The organism is Thermospira aquatica (genome assembly GCF_023525255.1).
Classification (GTDB): Bacteria; Spirochaetota; Brevinematia; order Brevinematales; family Thermospiraceae; genus Thermospira; species Thermospira aquatica.
On sequence record NZ_CP073355.1, the window covers coordinates 611,728 to 632,748 of the forward strand.

18 protein-coding genes are annotated in these 21,021 nt (G+C 44.7%); 2 read left to right on the plus strand and 16 right to left on the minus strand.

All coding sequences use genetic code 11. The annotated features are described in order from the left end of the window. Positions 1 to 1,019 precede the first annotated feature (1,019 nt). The 14 genes from KDW03_RS03000 to KDW03_RS03060 all read right to left on the minus strand — a co-directional run bounded on the left by KDW03_RS03000 (position 1,020) and on the right by KDW03_RS03060 (position 14,616). A complete protein-coding gene (locus tag KDW03_RS03000) occupies positions 1,020 to 1,601 on the minus strand; it encodes an electron transport complex protein RnfA (RefSeq protein ID WP_271435919.1) in 582 nt (193 codons plus the stop codon). 12 nt (positions 1,602 to 1,613) lie between these two features. Beyond that, positions 1,614 to 2,255, minus strand: coding sequence for an electron transport complex subunit RsxE (gene rsxE / locus KDW03_RS03005; RefSeq protein WP_271435920.1), 642 nt, complete (start codon positions 2,253 to 2,255; stop codon positions 1,614 to 1,616). Continuing rightward, positions 2,255 to 2,830, minus strand: coding sequence for an FMN-binding protein (locus KDW03_RS03010; protein ID WP_271435921.1), 576 nt, complete (start codon positions 2,828 to 2,830; stop codon positions 2,255 to 2,257). The genes rsxE and KDW03_RS03010 overlap by 1 nt, the downstream gene beginning before the upstream one ends. A gap of 1 nt (position 2,831) precedes the next feature. Then, positions 2,832 to 3,899 carry an RnfABCDGE type electron transport complex subunit D gene (locus tag KDW03_RS03015; RefSeq protein WP_271435922.1) on the minus strand — a complete coding sequence of 356 codons (1,068 nt, stop codon included), beginning with the start codon at positions 3,897 to 3,899 and terminating at the stop codon, positions 2,832 to 2,834. A 22-nt stretch (positions 3,900 to 3,921) separates the two neighbouring features. Beyond that, a complete protein-coding gene (rsxC, locus tag KDW03_RS03020; protein ID WP_271435923.1) occupies positions 3,922 to 5,256 on the minus strand; it encodes an electron transport complex subunit RsxC in 1,335 nt (444 codons plus the stop codon). A 405-nt stretch (positions 5,257 to 5,661) separates the two neighbouring features. Then, positions 5,662 to 6,771 (minus strand): ABC transporter ATP-binding protein, encoded by a 1,110-nt coding sequence (locus KDW03_RS03025; RefSeq protein WP_271435924.1) that lies wholly within the window; start codon positions 6,769 to 6,771, stop codon positions 5,662 to 5,664. A 516-nt stretch (positions 6,772 to 7,287) separates the two neighbouring features. Then, on the minus strand, positions 7,288 to 7,881 hold the full coding sequence (gene coaE, locus KDW03_RS03030; RefSeq protein WP_271435925.1) for a dephospho-CoA kinase: 594 nt from the start codon (positions 7,879 to 7,881) through the stop codon (positions 7,288 to 7,290). Beyond that, a complete protein-coding gene (locus KDW03_RS12340; protein WP_408648350.1) occupies positions 7,875 to 8,177 on the minus strand; it encodes a cysteine-rich small domain-containing protein in 303 nt (100 codons plus the stop codon). The genes coaE and KDW03_RS12340 overlap by 7 nt, the downstream gene beginning before the upstream one ends. Before the next feature lie 217 nt (positions 8,178 to 8,394). Further along, positions 8,395 to 9,480, minus strand: a complete 1,086-nt coding sequence (locus KDW03_RS03035; RefSeq protein ID WP_271435926.1) for an SPL family radical SAM protein — start codon at positions 9,478 to 9,480, stop codon at positions 8,395 to 8,397. Further along, positions 9,477 to 10,373, minus strand: coding sequence for a hypothetical protein (locus KDW03_RS03040; RefSeq protein ID WP_271435927.1), 897 nt, complete (start codon positions 10,371 to 10,373; stop codon positions 9,477 to 9,479). The genes KDW03_RS03035 and KDW03_RS03040 overlap by 4 nt, the downstream gene beginning before the upstream one ends. A 20-nt stretch (positions 10,374 to 10,393) precedes the next feature. Then, positions 10,394 to 11,326: a diacylglycerol/lipid kinase family protein gene (locus KDW03_RS03045; protein ID WP_271435928.1), complete on the minus strand. Its 933-nt coding sequence runs from the start codon at positions 11,324 to 11,326 to the stop codon at positions 10,394 to 10,396. Positions 11,327 to 11,328: 2 nt separating this feature from the next. Next, entirely contained in the window at positions 11,329 to 12,876 is a 1,548-nt protein-coding gene (locus KDW03_RS03050) for a Kae1-like domain-containing protein (RefSeq protein ID WP_271435929.1), read from the minus strand. A 9-nt stretch (positions 12,877 to 12,885) separates the two neighbouring features. Beyond that, complete coding sequence (locus KDW03_RS03055; protein WP_271435930.1) at positions 12,886 to 13,779, minus strand: diacylglycerol/lipid kinase family protein; 894 nt, start codon at positions 13,777 to 13,779, stop codon at positions 12,886 to 12,888. A 333-nt stretch (positions 13,780 to 14,112) separates the two neighbouring features. Next, the gene (locus KDW03_RS03060) at positions 14,113 to 14,616 is read right to left on the minus strand and encodes a hypothetical protein (protein ID WP_271435931.1); all 504 of its coding nucleotides are present in this window, start codon (positions 14,614 to 14,616) and stop codon (positions 14,113 to 14,115) included. Positions 14,617 to 15,286: 670 nt separating this feature from the next. On the opposite strand from KDW03_RS03060, the gene KDW03_RS03065 reads away from it, so the two are divergent. Both KDW03_RS03065 and KDW03_RS03070 read left to right on the plus strand, forming a co-directional pair. Then, entirely contained in the window at positions 15,287 to 17,068 is a 1,782-nt protein-coding gene (locus KDW03_RS03065; protein ID WP_271435932.1) for an SGNH/GDSL hydrolase family protein, read from the plus strand. After that, positions 17,065 to 17,886, plus strand: coding sequence for a hypothetical protein (locus tag KDW03_RS03070; RefSeq protein WP_271435933.1), 822 nt, complete (start codon positions 17,065 to 17,067; stop codon positions 17,884 to 17,886). The genes KDW03_RS03065 and KDW03_RS03070 overlap by 4 nt, the downstream gene beginning before the upstream one ends. Before the next feature lie 344 nt (positions 17,887 to 18,230). On the opposite strand, the gene KDW03_RS03075 is transcribed toward KDW03_RS03070, so the two are convergent. Together KDW03_RS03075 and KDW03_RS03080 are read right to left on the minus strand one after the other, a co-directional pair. After that, positions 18,231 to 19,571, minus strand: a complete 1,341-nt coding sequence (locus tag KDW03_RS03075; RefSeq protein ID WP_271435934.1) for a hypothetical protein — start codon at positions 19,569 to 19,571, stop codon at positions 18,231 to 18,233. A gap of 37 nt (positions 19,572 to 19,608) precedes the next feature. Continuing rightward, complete coding sequence (locus tag KDW03_RS03080; RefSeq protein ID WP_271435935.1) at positions 19,609 to 20,106, minus strand: hypothetical protein; 498 nt, start codon at positions 20,104 to 20,106, stop codon at positions 19,609 to 19,611. Positions 20,107 to 21,021: the final 915 nt, after the last annotated feature.

Consider the following 21,021-nt stretch of genomic DNA (forward strand, 5'->3'; position numbering starts at 1 on the left):
AGCTATTACCATCTTGCAGTTTTGGAGTACCTGTCTGCTGGGGTAAGAGAAGATCCTGTTGCTTTTCCCCTCACGCTGATACGGTAAAAGCTAATTTTTGAATGAAGAGGAAAAAATGCTCTTACCATGTTTCAGTTTTTTGGATTTTCTTTGATGGTTTCTTTTGACTGCGGTAAGGTAAGAGCATGTTTTGATGGACAAAGCAGAGGGAGAAAAACAAAATGGTTAAACGTTTAACTTATCAGTTCTCCAACTTGCTCTTACCTTTTTGCAGTATCTGGGGAGAGTTTGCACTGCAGCAGGGTAAGATATGGTAGCCTTTTGTTTCTTACTGCAACATGGGAATAACAACAGAGCATCACGTTCTCACTGTAAGATGGTAATAACTCTTTCCCAATGCAATACAGTAATAGCATGATGGTCTTTTTAACTGTAAACAGGTAATAGATTTTGGTTTTTCACTGCAACAAGGGAATAGGTGAGAATTCTTGCTTTTCACTGCAATAAGGGAATAGCTTGCTGATCTTTGCCCTCACTGTGATAAGGTAAGAGCTCATTTTTCAAAAAGCGGAGAAAGTGCTCTTCGCTTGGTGCAGTGTATGATTCCCTCATCTTAGACTGTGATAGGGAAATAGCAAGCTTTGAGAAGAATAAGAACAATCTTTTTAAACGTGTAATCTAGCATTTTTGACGTAAGCTATTACTTTTTTGCAGTTTTGGCTTTCGTCTATAGAAAGTGGAACTGAAACAAGGGAAGAGGATAGGATTTTTTCTTTCTTTTCCTGTGACAGAGTAATAGCTGGAGTTTTTGTACTGCAACAAGGTAAGAGCAAGTTTTCTCACTGCGATAAGGAAATAGCTGGAATTACTTCCAGCCTGCAATAAGGGAAGACCATCGGTTTTACTCGTCCAAAAAAACACGCCTCTCTTTTCCCCTAAGCCCTTACGTTGTTTCGTACAACTTGCATGCAAAAAACTTCTCACCCCTCTTTCGAGGATTCCCCAATGTTTGCAACGTCCTACTTCACAAATCCCACAAAGGCATACATTGCCATAGACATAAGAGCGCCGGAAATAAACGCAATAGGGAGCCCCTTAAAAGCCTTGGGCACCTTTGCAAGGTCGAGACGCTCACGAACACTCGCCATCATAATTAGTGCCAGCGTAAACCCAACACCTGCTGTAAAAGCAAAAACAAGCGATTCAACAAAGGTATACTTTTCCTTCAAAACAAGAAAAGCAGTCCCAAGGATAGCGCAATTCGTCGTAATCAGGGGAAGATAAATGCCCAGGGCATGATAAAGCGCGGGAGCCATCTTTTTGAGAAAGATTTCCACCAACTGCACAAAACTTGCAATCACCAGGATAAACACAATCACCTGCAGAAAATCAATCCCCAGTTTTACCAAAAGAAGATTGATCGGATAAATCACCGCGGTTGACATTACGAGAACAAAAATCACCGCAAATCCCATGCCGATAGCAGAACTCATCTTCTTTGACACCCCAAAGAAGGGACAAAGACCCAAAAACCTGGAAAAAATAAAATTATTTACAAAAATAGCACTCATGGTGATGAGAAAAATCTTGTTTACATCCATAAGCCTCTCCTCTTACGTTTTCTTTGCTTTGGCTTTTTCAGCCTGATAGTTCTTGAGTGCCTGGAGAAAAGCCAGAAGCAACCCCATCACAATAAATCCCCCTGTCGGAAGAATCATTATCACTGCCGGATACTTTATCCACTGAGAAAAATCAATAACTGTTCCTATCCCTGCCAGCTGAAGAGTTACCGTCCCGCTTCCCAGTATTTCACGGATAAAACCAATCAACGTAAGCGCCAGCGTAAAACCAAGCCCCATCCCGAGCCCATCCATCACAGCAAGAAGTGGGGTATTTTTCGAAGCAAAAGCCTCTGCCCGACCAAGAATAATACAGTTCACCACAATCAGGGGAATAAATATCCCGAGAGCCCTGTCAAGTTCGGGAGCAAAAGCCTTAATGACCATCTGGACAATCGTCACAAACGACGCAATGATAACAATATAGGCAGGGATGCGAACTATTTCAGGGATAAAATTACGCAACAACGAGATAATCAGATTTGACATCGTAAGCACAAAGATAACCGCCAAGCCCATCCCGATGCCATTGATGGTCTGCGTGGTTACCGCGAGCGTAGGACACAACCCAAGCACAACCACAAAGATAGGATTTTCACGAAAAATTCCCTTGGTAAATTCTTTCCAGGCGTTCATTACCTACCTCCTGCCTCTTGAGACGTAGCAGATGTTGTACTATCACCCTCTTTTCTTTCATAAAGAGAGAGTGCTTCATGAATTGCTCGTGTCACAGCAAGCGAAGAAAAGGTAGCCCCTGAGACAGCATCATACCCCTTAGCCTTAAAGTCAGCTTTTGACGTTGGTATTTCCTCTCTCTTTTTTCCAAGAAACTGGGCAAGCCATGCTGGATTTTTTGCCTTTGTTCCAAGACCAGGTGTCTCCCCTGGCATACTCATCACGACCACCCGAGCCACCACCCCATTGGTGATAGCGGTAAGGATTTCTACCAGACCACCATATCCTATAGCAGAAGTACGAAAAACCTTTGCTACCATCTCATCATTGCTGTATAATTCATAGAACGTCTTTCCATCAAGAGTTTTCGTTTCATAACGAGAAAAATCAGGGTATAACTCTCTGAGAGAACGTTCAAACTCCCTTACATCAGAAGCATCAAGAAATGGCTTCAAACTTCCGTAGGTAAAAGCAAGAAGTCCACCCATCACCGTTGCAATGAGCACAAGTGGATAAAGCTTTTTCAAAAAACTCATACTACGACTCCCTGGCTTTTTTTAATACGGCACGGCGATAACCATAGAGAGATGGTCGAAAATACCTATCAATCAGTGGCACAAAAATATTCATCACCGCAATAGAAAATGCCACTCCCTCGGGGTATCCACCAAACAAACGAATCATCGTCGTAAGAAATCCCAGCATAAGAGCATAAAACACATTTCCAGAAAAACTCAAAGGAGACGTCACACTATCATTTGCCATGAAACAGGCACCGAGCATGAGGCCGCCCGACAGGATGTGAAAAAGCGCATCACCGGTAAACCATCCCGTCCCATGAGAGAGCCCCCCAAAAATCCACGAAAGAAAAGCCACCGTTCCCACATAAATTACCGGCACCTCCCAGGTAATCACCCGACGAACCAGAAGATACACAAACCCTATCAAAATTGCAAGTACCGAGGTTTCTCCAATACAACCAGGTACATTGCCGATAAAGAGATTCCAATAATCAAAAAGCCCTTGCTTGTAGAGACCTGCATACCCATCTATCTTAAGCACCGTGAGCGCCGAAGCAGAAGTCATCATTTCAGGTGAGACGATAGCCTGTGAAGCCTGCCAGAAATCCATCCCCTTCTCCATAAAGGAACGGATAGTTGGTGACCATCGTCCCGACATCACTCCAGACCAGGCAATCATTACGAAAAGCCTACCGCCAATCGCTGGATTCATAAAATTATACCCAAGCCCACCAAAAGCCCACTTCACAATCGCGACAGCAAACATGTTTCCAAAAACAATAACATACCAGGGTGCAGCAGGAGGAAGGTTATACGCAAACAGCAGGGAAGTAATGACCACACTCCCATCAAAAATCGTTATCCCGCGTTTTGAGAGAATCCCCATGACGAGTTCCGTAAGAAGTCCTGTCACAAGACTGATAGCTATGATCCTGAGAGCATTTGCCCCAAAAAAGTAGACACCGGCGATTCCCGCTGGAATGAGGGCAATCACCACATCCCACATCACCTTTTCAACCGAAAAAGGGCTATGAATATGAGGGGAAAACAACCCCGCACCTGCTTTTCCTTTTGCTTTTGCCATGTGTGTCTCCTACCCAGCCTGTTTATTTTTTCGCTTGCGCCTGTTTACGTTTGTAGAACTCTTTGCCATAACGGATCAGACCCACAAGAGGAATCTTGGACGGACAGATATAGGCACATGCGCCACACTCAATACAATCAAACAGCCCTATCCCCGCTGCCTCCTCCACCAGGAAGTTATCAGCAAGTTTGGCAAGTTCCGTAGGCATGAGCCCTATAGGACAGACAGCCAGACACTTCGCACAGCGAATACACGGTCTATCCTCTACTTTATAGTCTTCCTGAGGAGAAAGAAAAACAATACCACTGGTAGACTTGACAACAGGTATGTTCTCATCCGGAATCTCAAGCCCCATCATGGGCCCACCAGAAATCATCGCTGCAAACTTCTCTGGTTTCCCATAGCTTTCGATAAGATGAGAAATAGGTGTACCGATACGCACCTTATAGTTTCCAGGTTTCGCAACTCCTTTCCCCGTATAAGTAAGCCCTCGCTCAATAAGGGGCTTATGGTGAACAACCGCCTCATAAATAGCATTCATCGTGGAGACGTTCTCCACCAGAACCCCAATATCGGCAGGCAACCCTTTGGTTGGCACTTCCTTGCCCGTAATCGCCTGGATGAGTTGTTTCTCTCCTCCCTGCGGATAGCGAGTCTTGAGAGGAGCCACGGTGATGTCAGAACGACCGGCAAGAAGGGCCGTCCAATGATCAATAGCATCCTCTTTGTTAATTTCTATACCAATGTAGACCTTTTTAATCGTGGGCAGAATCCTACGCACAATCTCAATCGCTGTAAGAATCTCCTGTGATTTCTCAAGAAGCATCCGATGGTCAATCGTGAGATACGGCTCACACTCAGCCCCATTGAGAATAAGGGTTTCTACAACCTTGCCGGGAGGAGGAGAAAGCTTCACGTGCGTAGGAAAAGTAGCTCCACCAAGCCCTACCACCCCTGCTTCCTGAACAAGACTCACGAGCTGCTGACTGGAGAGATTTTCCCAGGGAAATTTCTCCCCTACCCAGTTATGAAACGAGCCTCCCGTCTTGATAACGACAAAATCAATTTGTTTTGCCGTCAGGGTGTTTGCCTTCTCGATAGCTGTTACCACACCCGAAACACTGGCATGGATATGCGCCGAGATCATCCCTGTTGCCTCTCCAATCCGTTGCCCCTCTTTCACCTCATCTCCAACGGAAACAAGAACCTTTGCCGGCGCACCAAGATGTTGTGCCATGGGAATACGAACAAGAGGAGGAACATCGGCATTGACGATAGGCTGGGCTGCGGTAAGCTTGTTCTCATGCGGATGAACTCCGCCCCGTTTAAAGGTAAAGATTTTCTGCTTCTTGTCCATGAAGCACCTCACTTCACAAAAACATTGTTTATATGATAGCGAGAGGAAAAAAAATAGTCAAGCAAAAACTAAATCATATCGTAGAGAAACTTTCCCCCGAAGAGCCCCCCATACAACACACAAAAATATTCACAGCTCATGGTTATTTTCTCCTACGTTATACCCTCGTTTCCGTCCCCCCCACCGGGAAAATACTACGGATTGGATGTTCGCTTTTCCAAAGGCACCTCACTCTTCCCGGATCCTTTTTGCAAAGAATTCTTTCTGCAACATTCAAAAAATTTAGAAAAATTTCTTCCCCGAAACCACCAATTGCTGAAAACTTTCTCCTTGATTGAAATGCACCCTCCACTAAACAAAAAAAAGGCCTGCCTTTCGGCAGGCCAATACCATTTTCGAAAAAAATTAGTAAATAGCCATCTCCGTTTCTTTATCAAAGAGATGGGAGCGATTGAGATCAAAGATAACCTCGCGGTTTGTATCACCCATGTGGACATTCACCTGAGGATCGTACTTGGCAATAAAGGAATACCCACCATTTGTTGCAAAGTACACAAACTCTTCAGCGCCAAGCCTTTCCACAATCTCCACATTTGCAAGAGCTGTATTAGAGTCAATCGAGCCCTGATACATGCTGCGATCATAGATGTCTTCAGGACGGACACCAAAGGTTACCTCACGACCAACATAGGAGCGTGCCTTGTCTGCAAACTGAGAAGGGATCTTCAACTGAAATTCGTTAAAGTCAAGCCAGAGCGCCCCATTCGAATCCTTTACCGTACAATCCAGGAAGTTCATGGGAGGGCTCCCAATGAAGCCAGCCACAAACTTGTTTACAGGGTTATTGTACACTTCGAGAGGCGTACCAATCTGCTGAACAAGCTTGTTGTTCATCACTACGATCTTGTCACCCATGGTCATAGCCTCGATCTGGTCGTGGGTCACATACACAGAGGTCGTTTTCATACGAGCATGGATCTTGATAAGCTCAGCGCGCATCTGCACACGCAGTTTTGCGTCGAGGTTGGAGAGAGGTTCATCAAAAAGATACACCTTGGGCTTACGCACAATGGCACGTCCAATAGCAACACGCTGACGCTGACCACCAGAAAGAGCTTTGGGTTTGCGGTTGAGGTATTCCGTCAGACCAAGAATCTGTGCTGCCTCGTTTACCCTCTTCTTGATTTCCTCTGGTGGAAAATGACGCAATTTCAGACCAAAAGCCATGTTATCAGCCACAGTCATGTGGGGATACAGAGCATAGTTCTGAAACACCATAGCAATATCACGATCTTTGGGTGGTTTATTGTTTACCACAACCCCATCGATCATAATTTCACCCGTGGTAATCTCCTCGAGACCTGCGATCATACGCAGTGTCGTCGTCTTACCACACCCCGAAGGGCCTACCAACACGACAAACTCCTTGTCGTTGATTTCCAGGTTTACGTCCTGAACGGCAACGACGTTCCCTTCGTAAACCTTGGACACGTTTTTCAACACAACGTGTGCCATATCTATCCTCCATAGGTTTTATTTCCCATTTCACTACTATCTATTGTAAGACAAAAAAAAATCTGGTCAAGTATTTTTTTAGAAAAAAGAAAAAAATTTTTATCATTCAACATCAAAAAAATTTTTATTGCCCATAAAAAGTGAAAGACTCATTTTTCCCCTGATGGTTATAGCAAGTGTATCGAGATGTTTTTAAGAATACGACTATTCTTCTTTCTTGACCCTTCGACAGCTTAAAAAATAAAAAGGCTCGCAAGCTTAAATTATTCTCAATACTAAGGTTACAGAAAATCAAAAAAATTTTTGGCTTTCGTTTTACACACTTTCGATGGCTGTCTTTTCGTTATCACTCTGTTTCAGTCTTGTTTTCTCTCGATATTCTTCTCATCTCTTCTGGCACGTTTTCTTGAAAAAAGAGATGTATTCACCGTGTTTCTTTGCACCTATTTTAAAGAAAGAATCCTGCGGATCAAAAGCTCATAAGAAACCCAAGAAGGACCAAAGAACAAGAAACTTTTACGAGATCGTATGAACAAAAAATTCAACCTGACGTTCAATTTTTTCTAAACTATCATTATTAAAAATAATAAAATCAGCCTCTTCACGTAAAAACTGAAGGTGTCTCTGGGAAAAAAGAACACTTTTAGCTTTTTCTTCAGGCCATTTTCTCTGACGTATCAGTCTCTCCATGATCATTGCCTCTGGAGCATCCACCATCAGGATAAAATCACATAAAGGAGCAAGACCAATCTCATACAGAAGAGCCCCATCCAATAATGTGTGGGTCCTCATGTTTGAGAGCTGTTGTTTTACCAGCTCCTTGATTCTGGGATGGGTGATCGCATTCAAGGTGAGAAGCATATCCATATTCCCAAAAACAATCTGCCCAAGAACGGCACGTTGAATGGTACCATCAGGCCCAACAATCTGCTGTCCAAAAACATGGATGAGTTCGTCCCTTGATAACTCAAGGGCGTGATGTCCTACCTCATCCAGAGAGATCAGGTCAAAATGATACTCTTCTACGAGAATCCTTGCCACCGTAGACTTACCACTTCCCGCTTTCCCGACAAGGCCTATGACATAAGCATGAGAACTGCGGCTTACCATATGATTTCCTTGATCTCAGGAAAAGACTTACCTTCATAGAGTAGTTCAAGGATTTTTTTCACTACTTCATCCTCATGGATCCAGGTACAGGGGGAACAATCCCACACTTTTTTGGTTTCTGTGAGAAGCCACTTTCCTTTACGTTCGTCTTCGCAGGGATAAAAAGGGCAATAACAGAAAAAACAGTTCTGTTTTTTCATGTTGTGACAGGCATAATAGGGACAATCCTCATAGCACATATGAGTAAGGGAAAAAAGCATTTGCTTCTCAAAATAATAACGAGATATTTCATCCATAATGACTATATTATAAAGCAAGAAAGCCTTTTCTGCAAAAGGATAGGTTTTTTCAAAGGAAACATGGTGTAAAAATCCTCTTTTACTTTCCCCCTATCCGAAAGAAATTGAAAATAACAATGCTGACATTGCCAATAAGGAAGTCGCCAGAGAATCTTGGCCCGTCATTTTTCTAGAAAAAATTCTTATCGTCGATAAGAATTAAAAAATTCTTTTCCTACCTGGGAGCAAAATAAAAACACTCGTTGCATTTCTCTTGACTAAGCCCAATCTCTTCCCAGAGAAAGCTTTTTTCCATACAGAGGTAGAGCGGAGCGCCAGGAAAAACCCTTTCTATCGTTTGTACCATTTCCCTGTAGAAGTGCCGTCTCAGAGGATGAAGATAGCGAAATTTATGGTCAGCATCCGAGGGAAACATCTCTCCGGCAAGAAGTACCGAAGAAGGAAAACGGCGCTCAATGGTAGGGGCAAGGCTTACGGTGTGACGGTATCCTCCTAAACTGATCCAGCGAATGAGGCGCTGATCCAGGATAGAAAAAAGATCTGTTGCCAGGGTAACATAATGAGGAAGAAAGTCTTCGATCATCACAATGGGATCAAAATGAATGGCTATTGAAATACCTGCCTGCTGAAGGGTTTTCATAGCTTTTATACGCTGTTCGAGTGAGGCTGTTTTATGCTCATCGGTAGTGATGAATCGGGGAATGTTTACCGAAAACCCCACGACAACATCAACCTCAGGATAGGTTTCATGAGCTTTGAGAAGCGTGCCTATCTCTTCAGACTTGGTTTTAAACTCGATGGTGATCCGATCGTGCCACCCTCTTTTCGTGATCATTTCCAGAAAAAAGGTGGTCTCCTCGAGAATACCATCCAGGGCAAGTGAATCAGCGAGTTCTCCTGTACCTACCCTTAGAAACCCGTATCGTGCAAGGTGAGCTTCTATTTCTTCCGCCATGTCTTCTCTATTCACAAAAGCAGTGATGAAAGGGTTATTTTCAATGTAGTTCTGGAGAATACAATAAGAACAGTCAAAAGGACAGCCACTGATGGTGTTGATGGTGAAATAGTTACAACAAACTACGCCGGTAGAACCAGGGCATTTTTTGAGAAAGCGTCCCTTTTGTCGGGTAAGAAAAAGCGTAGACTTCCCCCAGCGAAAACGTTCCTCAAGGGAAAGGCTTTTTGCTTGCTCGACAAGTTCTTCTTTGGTGGCTTTTTGCCCCTCAAGGCCAAGTCTTGTGGCTATCCTTTCACTTTCTTCTGGGTTTACTTCAGGATCTATAAAAAGCCTCTGAATCATACGCCCTCTCCCCGAAGGATCTTTAACGCCTCTTCGAGTTCATGAAAGAGAGTAGTCGCCTTTTCAGGAAGGGAATGGATATCCCGTGTCGTAGCCATGGGAATGGTAAGAACAATATGCTCCCCTTCAAGAAAAGCTGGCCAGGAGAGTTTCCAGCCGGTTTTCTTGTGGATGGTTTGAGAGAGCGATTGAAGTCTTGCCTCATACTCTGAAAGGTGAGGATATCTTAGATGTTTGAGTCGAACCTGAAGCACCTCCAATCTCTTGGCTGGTCCATCAGGCATGTGTTTGATATCCTCCCAATCAAGATGATGAAGGATATCCTGGATACTCCAGCCTCTCCCGTTTTGAAGAGCAAGAAACCCCTGCCATATCTGTCGAAGCTGATTCCCATGAGGGACAAGAACATCAAGAGCCTCTTCAAGCCAGGTAAGCCAATGTTTTTCATTACTCCAGTCGAGAAGAAGCCTGAGAGAGATACCGTACTGCACTGCCTTCTGAATCAGAAAAGCTCGAGAAAAAAGTTTTTCCCACTCCTTTTCTCTTTGAACGAGGAATGGAACCTTCCCACTGAGAAAACTCCTTACCTCTTGATACGAAACACCGAGAGAAAAAGCCTTTATCCCCAGGAAAAACCATTCTATCTCTTCCCCTCCCCCCTGGGAGAGAAGAATCTGGGTAAGACATTCGAGAAGTTCACCTGTATTTTCAGGAATAAAAAGGATGATTTCTCGTTCGTCTCCATCGTGAAAATCACCTTCCCAGGGGTACACCTCCCCCTGCCACATGAGAGCACGGATCCACCAAAAAGAAGACGAATTTTTGTAACTCGGACGGGAAAGAAACAACTTCTTATCCGTTGAGAGAGTGGTGCGTTTCTGAATGATTGTCATTCGAGACTCCTCTGTCTATGTTACCAGCTTTGATACTTTTTGTGGATACCACGAGGGAGAATCATGCGAATAGCCCGTGGATACACAGAAATCTCCAGCGGAAGGGGCCGAAAAAGCTCCCCATCAAGCTGAGAAAAAACCTCTTCTTTACTTTTCAGGGCAAGAGTAGTACAGCGTATTCCCGACTGCTTGTAGAAGAGAGTTTCTCCTCCGTAGGGTTTCCAGAGGCTACTGAGCACCTGCCAGACAAGACGTAAAAGATTCCATCGCCCTACCTCAGTATACAGAAAAACATCCAGCATACCATCCACAGGAGAAGCTTTGGGGGTTATTTTAAAATAGCGTCCATAACGCTGGATATTTGAGACAAGCACAAAGGACGCTTGGGTCTTTTTCCCATCGATTTCCACATCAATAAGTGGAAAGGCATACCGACCAAGAGCCTGGAGCCCTCCAACCACATAGGCAAATTTCCCAAAAATGGTTCGCAGGCCACGCTGACGATAGTCCCCCTCCATACGCGAGAGTGTGCGTATCGCATAGGCATCAAAGCCCGCACTGAGCATAAGAAGAAAATACCTGTCGCCCGCTTTTCCTACATCAAGGGTCAGGGTATGGGCTTCATGAAGCATCATGGCAATCGAATGCCAGAACACAGGAAGTCTCATCTCTCTCGCAAAAACGTTGCCCGTTCCCATGGGATAAAGGGCAAGAAGGGCATTTGTCCCCATGATACCATTTAATACCTCATGAAGAGTCCCATCTCCACCAGCCCCAACAAGACACTCCCATCCCGAGAGGGCTGCTTTTGAGGCAAGTTCTTGCGCATGCCCCGGATACTGTGTGTATGCAATCTCTACCTCGTGTCCGCGCTCTCGTAACCACGCCACACACCGCAGAAGAGCCTTCTCATGACGTTTGTGAAGGGTATTCGCCACAAAAAAGTATCGCATCCTTAAACCTCATGAGAGGATTTCATCTCTTTTTGAGCAAGGATATGAAGAAGTGCCCCCAGAGCAACGCTACTATCATCGGTTGGAATTCTCTTATGCAAAAGGGGAACAAGCCCAGCTTTTTCCAGATGATACACCATAAGCTGGAGAAGATGCGGATGGACAAAAAGATGCCCTGAAAGAGCCACCCTCTTTTCGTTATAGGTTTCCGCGTACGCTTTGAGAAGGTTGGTTGTCTCTGCAAAAAGGGTGTGAATAGCCTGATGGAGAATTTTCTGGGGGGATTTGCCTTTTTTAATGTCGTTAACAATATGAGAGAAGAGTTCGTGTGTATCAAGATAGGTTCTTCCCTCTATTTGAATGATGTTTATAGGGTAAGTTTCGGCTTCCTCGGCTATAAAAAATTCATCAAATCGCTTGTTTTGCATATCGTATTCTTCTATGAGAGAACGATAGTCCAGAAGCTCAAAAATAGCCATAAGAATATGGTTCATACTCGAGGATGGGGTAACATTGATGATGCGTTTATTGATAGCATCAATAACATAGTGGATTTCACGGTTGTTTCGCAACAGACGAAGAAAAGGGATATCCAGATTCTCAAGATCACCTACAACCTCTCTCAAAATAGCCAGAGTAGCACGCCACGGCTCAAGATAGGTTGACGCATGCCCCGGCACAGGGATAGGGCGCCAGCTTGCAAGAATCTGAACTTTTGCCATAGTGCCGTAGACAAGATCGCTTCCCTCGATGGTTCCGTTGCTGGTGTGATCTGCCTCATCGAAGATAACCCCCAACAAAGGCGTAGAAAAGAAACGATTATCAAAAAGAATATTAGCAAAGTGGGCTTCTGTATGGGTATACGTACTTTTTTGACCATACTTCGAAAGATAGGTGTGCAAAAGAGATTCATGATAATACTCATGAAAAATAACCCCCGAAGAGAGAAAATCCTTGCGTTTTCGGTCCATCCATTGGTTTGCCATTTCAAGTTGTGTCCAGTCTACCAGACGCCCGTAGGTTGGAGAAAGATGGATTTCTGTACCCTGCATCACAGCTACCGCAAGATTACTCTCACTCCCAAAAGCGATAAAGTCGTAAGTGTGTTTCTCATCGATCTCAAGCTCTATCACTGCCGATTGAAATGGAGTATAACAGACAGGATACCAGTCATCTTTATAAAGGGTATAACAACAGAAAAATTGATCCTTTTGAAACTCACCATCATATCCCTTTTTCCCTGCTGGTGAGAGAAAATAAAAAGGGGCATCTGCAGGATACTCCGGATAATTGTTAAGCATGGAACGAAAGATGGTTACATTGTTGTCTGAAGGAAGAAGAACAAAAACCATTTCTCCCTTCTTTCCCCAGCTTTCATTTCTGGCAAGGGGGAGCCAGAGACAGCCGGGAACATCCTCCTTTGGAGCGAGATTAAAATACGAGAAAAGTGTCTTCTTATCAAGAAAGAGAAGAATAATCTCCCGATGTGATGGTGTTTTTTCAATCTTGAAAATCCTCCCAGAGGGAAAACGAATCGCGGGAGAAAACATAAACACCTCCTATATAAGCCATGCTTCGTTTTTTCGTACAAAAACAGGGAGAGCTTGAGGAACAAGAGAAATCTCCCATCGAGATAAACAAAAGCTCTCTCCATCAATGTGTGTGAGCGCTTCTTGAGGAGAAGAAAGAGAAAGTGTCTGGAACCGGCTCATGTGAACAAAGGGAAGACTCGTGTGTTTTCCCTTCAGGGTGGCGAGGAGATTCTTGATGCGCTGAAAAATTCCTACATTCTCTATCCAGCAAAGATCAAGTTGACCATCATTCAACCGTGCCTCTGGGGCAAGCTGAACACCTCCCCCGGAACTACGACCGTTTCCGACAGCAAGGAGAAAAATGGTAGTTTTGTTGCCGTTTATACTCATAGGGTGCCCCTGATAAAACAAAAGATTTTTAAAAATGGGTGGATAGTAGCGCCACCGACGAGGGATCCATCCCCACTTTCGAAATTCTGAGGCAACAAGAGCATCAAAACCTATCCCCATCATATTAAAAAAATAGCGTTCATTGCATTTCCCCACGTCTATCAACGCGGCATCATCATCAAAAAAATTCTCCCATTCCTGCACAGAGAACGAAGAAGAGAATCCAAAAGCCCTCGCTAGGTCATTCCCTGTTCCCGTAGCAACAAACGAAACTCTCATGTCTGTACGTCCCACCAGGGGTTGACACATTTCATTGAAAGTACCGTCTCCTCCAATGCAAAGAAACTCTCGATGCCCCATTTTGTAAGCCTTTTCAGCAAGAAGGGTAGCATGATTATTGCCTTCGGTGGCATACACCGCCACCTCATGAGTTCCTTGCTTCTGATAGAGAAACTCAAGAACACGTGAAAGAATGGCTCTAGCTGCACCTTCTCCTGCCACAGGATTGTAAATGACACAACAACGAGGCACCTTCCCCTCCTTTTTTACCACTATCATTGTAAAGCATTTTTTCAAAATCGCAAGTATTCATGGCTTTATGCTGTTTCCTTGTTTCAGTGAAGAGAGTAAAGCCCTTTTTGCTATAACCATATTGCAGTCTGCTTTTTTATTTGAGGATCCTTTTCACTCACTTTCACTGAAACAGGGTAATAGCATAAAAATTTTCCCTCTTTTCTTTGCCTCTTTCTCCTTTTTTTCAAAGTACATCTGCATAGGCCATACTAAACCCTTTTTCCCAGCAAAAGCGCGAAAAATAAAAAAAAGCCGCCAGCGGCGGCTTCACAAGATGACGTTTTCCCCTTTTTAAAAAAGAAAACCTGTCGTAAGATGAAGTCTTAGTCCAAGAGTCCCATCAAAATACGTAAAATACGCTCCCAACTCAGGTTCAACAAAAAATCTCCCAAAAGTCCATTTGTAGCTTGCCGTGATCTCGGGATACACACAGAGATAGCGTTCAATCTGAAGATAGAGAAACCCGACGCCAACAGAAACCTCCTCTGGAGCAGTCCCATTCCCATACCAGCGAAGAAGTGGTTCAAAAAAGAACCCCACCACTTTGTCACTGGGCCAAAAAGCCCCTCCACGCATCATGAAAACCCAGATCTCATCCAGCGTCACCTCAGCCTGCAGATGCCCCCCGGCAGCCACAAAATGAGGGAAAAGAATAGCCTTCCAGTTATCGACAGTGTCCAGCATATACGAACCCGGAATATACTTTACGTTCCCTCCCATACCTACCGAAAAAGATGCCTCTCCCCACATCAACAAGGGCAGGAAAAGAAAAATTACCATCGCTTTCTGCATCATAGACAACTCCTTGTTTAACATGATAGATATTATAAAGAGAAAAGATTCTTTTCTTCCAGTTCTTTGATTCCCCGGCTAAAGAGAACACCTCACACCAGGTGTCTCTTTCCCTCTTCCTGCCCCAATAGGTGCTACGTCTCCCCAAAGGGGCCTATCGACACGAGTGCTTTGCTACTCGGTCATCTCGGTACGCTCCGTTGGAGCTACTCGATGACCGCCCTCGATACGCCCCTGCGGAACTACTCGGCGACCGCCCTCGATACGCCCCTTGGGGCTACTCGGTGACCGCCCTCGATACGCCCCTTGGGGCTACTCGGTGACCACTTCGATACGCGGTGCTCCGTGACGAGGAAAATTTTTTCACTGCGATAAAGTCATAGCGGGGAATTTTTCTGTTCTCACTGCAACAAGGGAACAGGTGAGATTTTGGGGCTGCAACAAGGGAATTCCTCTCTCCACCTTTACCTAACAACAAAGAAAGATCCCTATCGAAATCTTTTTTCCCTTGTGCGAGGATCCTGTTTCCTCTCCCTGTCAGAGGAAACACTCTTTTTTTCTTTATGATGGTAAACCCAGACGATTGTAGGAGATCACTTTTGAGAAGTGGTTTCCGTTGCAGAAAAAACAAAAATATTGTATACTAATAGGAACAAAAACGAGGATGGACTCTATGCCCTTCACAAAAAAAATTCTTTTTACCATGGTCTTTTTTTTCATTCTTGCTGGATGTTTTTTTACACTCGAAGGTATTTTTCGCCTTGCTGGTATTGGTTACCCCACCCAACCCTTTCAAAGGGCGCGGTTTGTCCCTCAATACTACAAGGACAACCCCAATTTTACCAAAAAGTATTATCCCTCTTCTCCTCTTTCTGAGCCCTCGGTTCATTTTCATAATCTGTTTCCTACTTTGAAATCTCCTGGGACTCTTCGCCTCTTTGTGGTGGGAGGATCAACCGCTCAGGGATTCCCCTACTATCCCAACCACTCTTTTTCAAAAATCATCGAAAAGGCTCTTGAGACAACCGGTCTTTATGAAAGAGTTGAGGTGATCAATCTCGGGTTTAGCGCTCTTTCCAGTTACTATGTTGCCGATGTTGCCCCGAAACTTCTCCGTTATCAGCCGGATGCGCTCATTATTTACGCAGGACAAAATGAATACTATGGTACCCTCACCTCTCTGGAAAAACCCTCCTGGATGCAAAAACTTTACCTCGCGCTGAAAGAATGGCGCATCTTTCAGTGGCTTTTCTCCCTCATAGAGACGAGAAAAACCCTCCCTGATGAAAGCCTGATGAGCCAGCAATTTGCCAACAAACGTATCCCTGCTGACCGTTCCCTGGATGACAAAATAGCACGTGACTTTATCCGAAATCTCCAGAGTGTCGTGAAAAAATATCGCTTTCATCGTATCCCTGTTTTCGTTTACGAGCCAGTGGCTAACCTCATTGATATGCCCCCCTTCAGTAGCGAAAACGAAAGTGAACTCAAAACTCTTCTCACCCCTTACCGTTCTCTTTTCACCAATCCCACCCTTCTTGCAGAAAAACTCAGTAAAGAGAATATCCTTGACATGCTGCAAGCCCGGTTTCCCTCAAATGCCCATGTCCTTTATCTTGCCGGTCTAAAAGCAAAATCCGAGGGAAAACCTTTTCTCGAACTTTTGGAAAAAGCAAAAGACAATGACACCACGCCTTTCCGCTACCGAAGTCCACTTCAGCATGCTCTACGAAATTTCATAGAAAACGAAACCAACAAAGGGTATCTCGCTTTTATTCCCTTACAGGATATCATCATCAACAAAAGAGGAAGTAACAGTTTTGACAATTCCATCTTTATTGATCATCTTCACTTTAACAGGACAGGACAGGCTCTCCTTGCGCAAACATTTTGTGAAAGCTGGTTAACCTTTACCAAGGCCAATTCCAACGCTTTCAGACAGGTCGCAGAGTTTTTTACCCTCTCTAACGAAAGAGAAGAGGCTATTTTCATGCATCCTTTGTATGATTTTGAGGCTCAGGGAAGGATCATCGGGCTTCTCCAGAAGCCTCCCTATTCGCTTATGCTCTTTCCCTACCGACCCTCTTTCGATCTCACAAAACATCCCTTTGCCCTTACTACCCCTTCATCGCTTCTTGCTCTCTATAGCCAGACGAACACGGACGACTTTACAAAAATCTACTTCTCCTACCTATACACCAATGGATTGACCCTCGAGATAGCCTCCCTCGTCAATACGATCCGGTGGCTTTCGCCGTCTCATCCCCAATCGTACTATAATGTGGCTATCCTTCTCTCAAGCTCCAATAGTTTCTCGGAAAGTGCTGCCATGGCATGGCTTTATGCTATCCTTTTTTCGGAGAAAACCAACACCACCATCCTCTCCAACGCGAGAGGATATTTTCGTCTGCATAAGAAAGAAGACATACTCTTTAAGTGGAGGATAAAACCATGAAGAAAAGACTTCTCTTTCTCATTTCTCTTGTACCACTCTTTGTTCTCTCCTGTCAAACGAATCCCCGCTCCTACCGGGCTATCGGGTTTGACGAACGTTATATGATTGTGGGGAGAAGTCCCCTCAAAAAAGCTCTCACCAACCGTCCCTTTTATACCATCTGGTACGATAGCAAACAGCGACCCCTCAAGATTGTCTACGGCTACGGGAACATCCTTACGAACGATCCCGTGTTTAATGTTGCCCAGATCGTCTTTGAGTACACTCCCCTGCAGGAAAAGCGTACCTTTCTTGATGCTTCAAACCAGATAACTTTCTCTTCAGTACAGAAGTACGCTCAGGCTATTCTGGACTACAACGACAGGGGACAGGCGATACGTGTCCGTTACTACGGCACCAATGGTGAGGTGGCAGGTGACTTCCGGGGTGTTTTCTCCTACCGGTTGGAAAGAGATAGCCAGAACCGCGTGCTCCGTACCACAAGCTACAATACCAACGACGAGATGGTGGAGGCAGGCGGGTTTGCCAGTGTCGTCTTCACTTACGACAAACACGGAAACCTCATCGAAGAGCGCTACCTCGATAAAGATGGAAACCCCGCGAAAAATAGATTCTGGGGATACGCTATACGGAAAAACACCTATGATAAGAAAAACCGTCTCATCGAGAGAGCCTTTTACGATGAAAACGACAACCCTGTCAACTACAACCTCTGGCATATCCACAAGTACCGCTACCTCTACGATAAAAAGGGAAAAATCACCAACACGCTGAGGTTTCAGGTCTCAAACGGTATGATTGTCCAGATTACAGAGTAAGAGTGTCCACCTTTTCTCCTCCGGGGGAAAAGGTGGTCCCTTATGGGGAAAAGGTCTTCAAAATCCCTTCCTAAAATGTCACTTTCTATTTTGGGAAAAACTCTTTTTTAAAACAGCATACATCAAGAAACAAAAATTCCTCTCCTCGTCTTGACTTCCCTTGCCCACGAGAGACCTTTAATGGTATAGAACAGTTCCTCTAACAACTCTTCTGCCTTTTTTCCTCTATAACAAGTACCCAAAAGAGGATCTTCTCCCCCTCTTTCGAGATGCCATTTCTCTCTCAAGGAAAAAAATAAAAAAGGCAGGGCAAAAGCCCTGCCTTTTGGAGTTTCATTTTACGCTTAGAACTTGTAGTTAAAGTCAACAGAGTAGAACCAGCGCTTCGTAGCATCGGTACCAAAGCCGATAGCTGTATCCTCGTAAGAACCTCTCTCCTGATCAGGATTGATCAGATTGAAGGTTACGCTAAACATCCCTTTGGAGTACTTGAGATAGAGAGTCTTCACAAGAGGAATGAAGAGAGGTTCACTCCAAGGAGCGATATCATTGAGAACCTGCTCAGTCACCTCTTTGGTTACAGGATTATAGACTTTCGTGTAGAGAGCAACCGTGAGGGAGAGACGACCGTTCAAACCAAACTCCCAATCACCGAACTTGGTGGAACCACCAAACTCGAGAAGAGCACGGTTGTCATCACGCTTTACACCATAGAGGGTAAACCAGGTCTCCTGAGCATTCGTAACCTCAATATTCGTAGCTACATTGTTCAGCATATTCGTTCCATTATAGGACTCGCTCAAGATCTGACTTGCCAGTCCAATACCAGCATTGAGCTTTACCTGACCACCAGCGATCTTGTACTGGAGACGAACCTCAGGCCCAAACTTGAGGGTAGAATCACGATAATACGTGTTATTGGTAATACCAGGAGCAGCCCTCGTTTCTACCATATTATTCGAGGTATTGTACTGAATCCAGTGCTTGATGTAGAGATCGAGAGAAGAACCAAGTGGCAGGGTATAATCACCCCAGTTGTTGATCTCAAGGCTAAAGTTTTCACTGTAGGAACCAGCTCCTGCCTGCTCCCACTTCCAGTAAGGATTCACATAGCCACCAAACTCCCCATTCCAGAGACCCTTCATGTTTGCCCCAATCTTGGTCCTGAGTTCTCTCTTATACAGAGCAGCATCGGCATTCTCGGTCACATTGGTCCCTGCATTCGTGATCTGATAGGTTCTTACAATCGACTCAGCGAAGAGGATCTCAGACTGATCAGAGGTAGTGACATTTACCGTTCCGATGTTCACCGCAATACGTGGGAGAAGATCAAGAGAATAAGCAAACTTGGTCTTCCCACCATCACTCAGAGCTGTTACAAGCCCATTGGAATTCTTCGTCACAGCATAGGTATCATACCCAAGCTTTGGTGTGATACCAAACCCAATGGTCACGAGACCGGCCTTAATGCCCGTGATATTAAAGTACCCTGGCGAGTAGGTATCAACACCGAGCACCTGCGACTTCTCCACAAACTTGTACTCAAGACCAAAGGCATCATAATTTACCTTAAATCCCGTGTTTGCCTCATCCAGGCCGCCAGCCACAATCTTGGTAAAAACCTCACCCGTCTGGGCAAATACAAGACCCGCGATAGACAACAAAACTACCATGACTCTTTTCATATGACTCTTTCCTCCTTCGTCGTTCCTTAACTTTCACTTATTCTACAATATAAGTCACACCATCATTCGCCGTGGATTGCTCCACTCCCTGTACAAGCGAAGATACCCCTACCACAAGAATCGAGAAATTGTTACCACCATCATTGATCTCGGCGGTAAAACCGCTATTGGGATCAGCGTTTGTCCCTACGACAAATTTCCCATCAAGCTTGGCTGTATCACTCCAATCGTCAAGTGTAGCACTATCAAGCGTCGTACACGTAACACTCCCTGCCGTTCCATACGTCCCAACGACCTTAAAAGGAGCGCCCCAGAAACTGCCACTCCCACCACTTGCACCACCAAATTCACCCACAGCAATAATGTGGTCACCAGCGTTCACAGGAGCGGAAGTTGGCACATCGGCCGTCCACATCACCGTTACCTTGGTAGCATCAAAAAGAGGAGCATCTTTAACCTTAGATAGATCAATCTGGGCACAACCAAACATTGCCAACACGGACAACACCAAAACTAAACCTAAAAATCTCTTCATAACCTTATCCTCCTCCTTTTTGGATTTTCTTTAAGGTTTTCTATAGAGTATTATACACGAAATTTTGGTTTTGTCAAGGGGTTTTGGGGATTTTTTTGTTTTTTTTTGCGGTATCACCGATAAGAGAGAAAAATATCAAGAGGAATGAAAACCTCTTTGAAGAATGAAAAGGGTGGTCCAGGAGGGAATAAGCTGCCGGGCGGTTTTTTGCAGGGTATAAGAGGGTGGTGCTGGTACCTTGTTGCAGCAAGAAAGCTATTACCCTGTCGCAGTGGCTGCTGGCATGGGAGCTCTTCCCTTATCGCAGTGTGAGGGTAAAAACCCTCTCGGGGGGATTTCCTTGCTGGTGCAGGCTTGCTCTTACCCTGTTGCAGTGAGGGAGCCTCACCGAAGTAGTTTAGAATAGAAAGGGAGGAAAGGGGGTAAACGCTTAACGTGAAATTTTCGATATAGGCTATTACCATTTTGCAGTTTTTGGGTATCAATTTCGGGGGAGAGGGAAAAAGCTCATTGGTTTCTGCGTCACGGTGACATGGGAAAAGTTAACTCCCTCTCATGAGGAAAAAATGCTCTTACCTTATTGCAGCAGGAGGAAGGTGGTATTCCTTTGTTGCAGCGTTGAGCATGTTTGTGAATCTTTAACAGGAGCGGGAGATGCTCTTTCCTTGTTGCAGTGGACGAGAGACCATCGCCAAGTACCCTCAATGTACTCACCGAGTCGTGAAGCGTCTCGAGAAACTTCGTGAGTCGAGATGCAAAACCCTTTTTCACTGTAATAAAGTCATAGCATAGGAATTTCTCATTCTCCCTGCAACAGGGTAAGAGCTCATATTTGAGAAAAAACAATATACTATTACCATGCTCAGCCCCGTTTTCCCTTCACAGCACTTTAAAAAAGAGGAAAAAGTTTTTGGC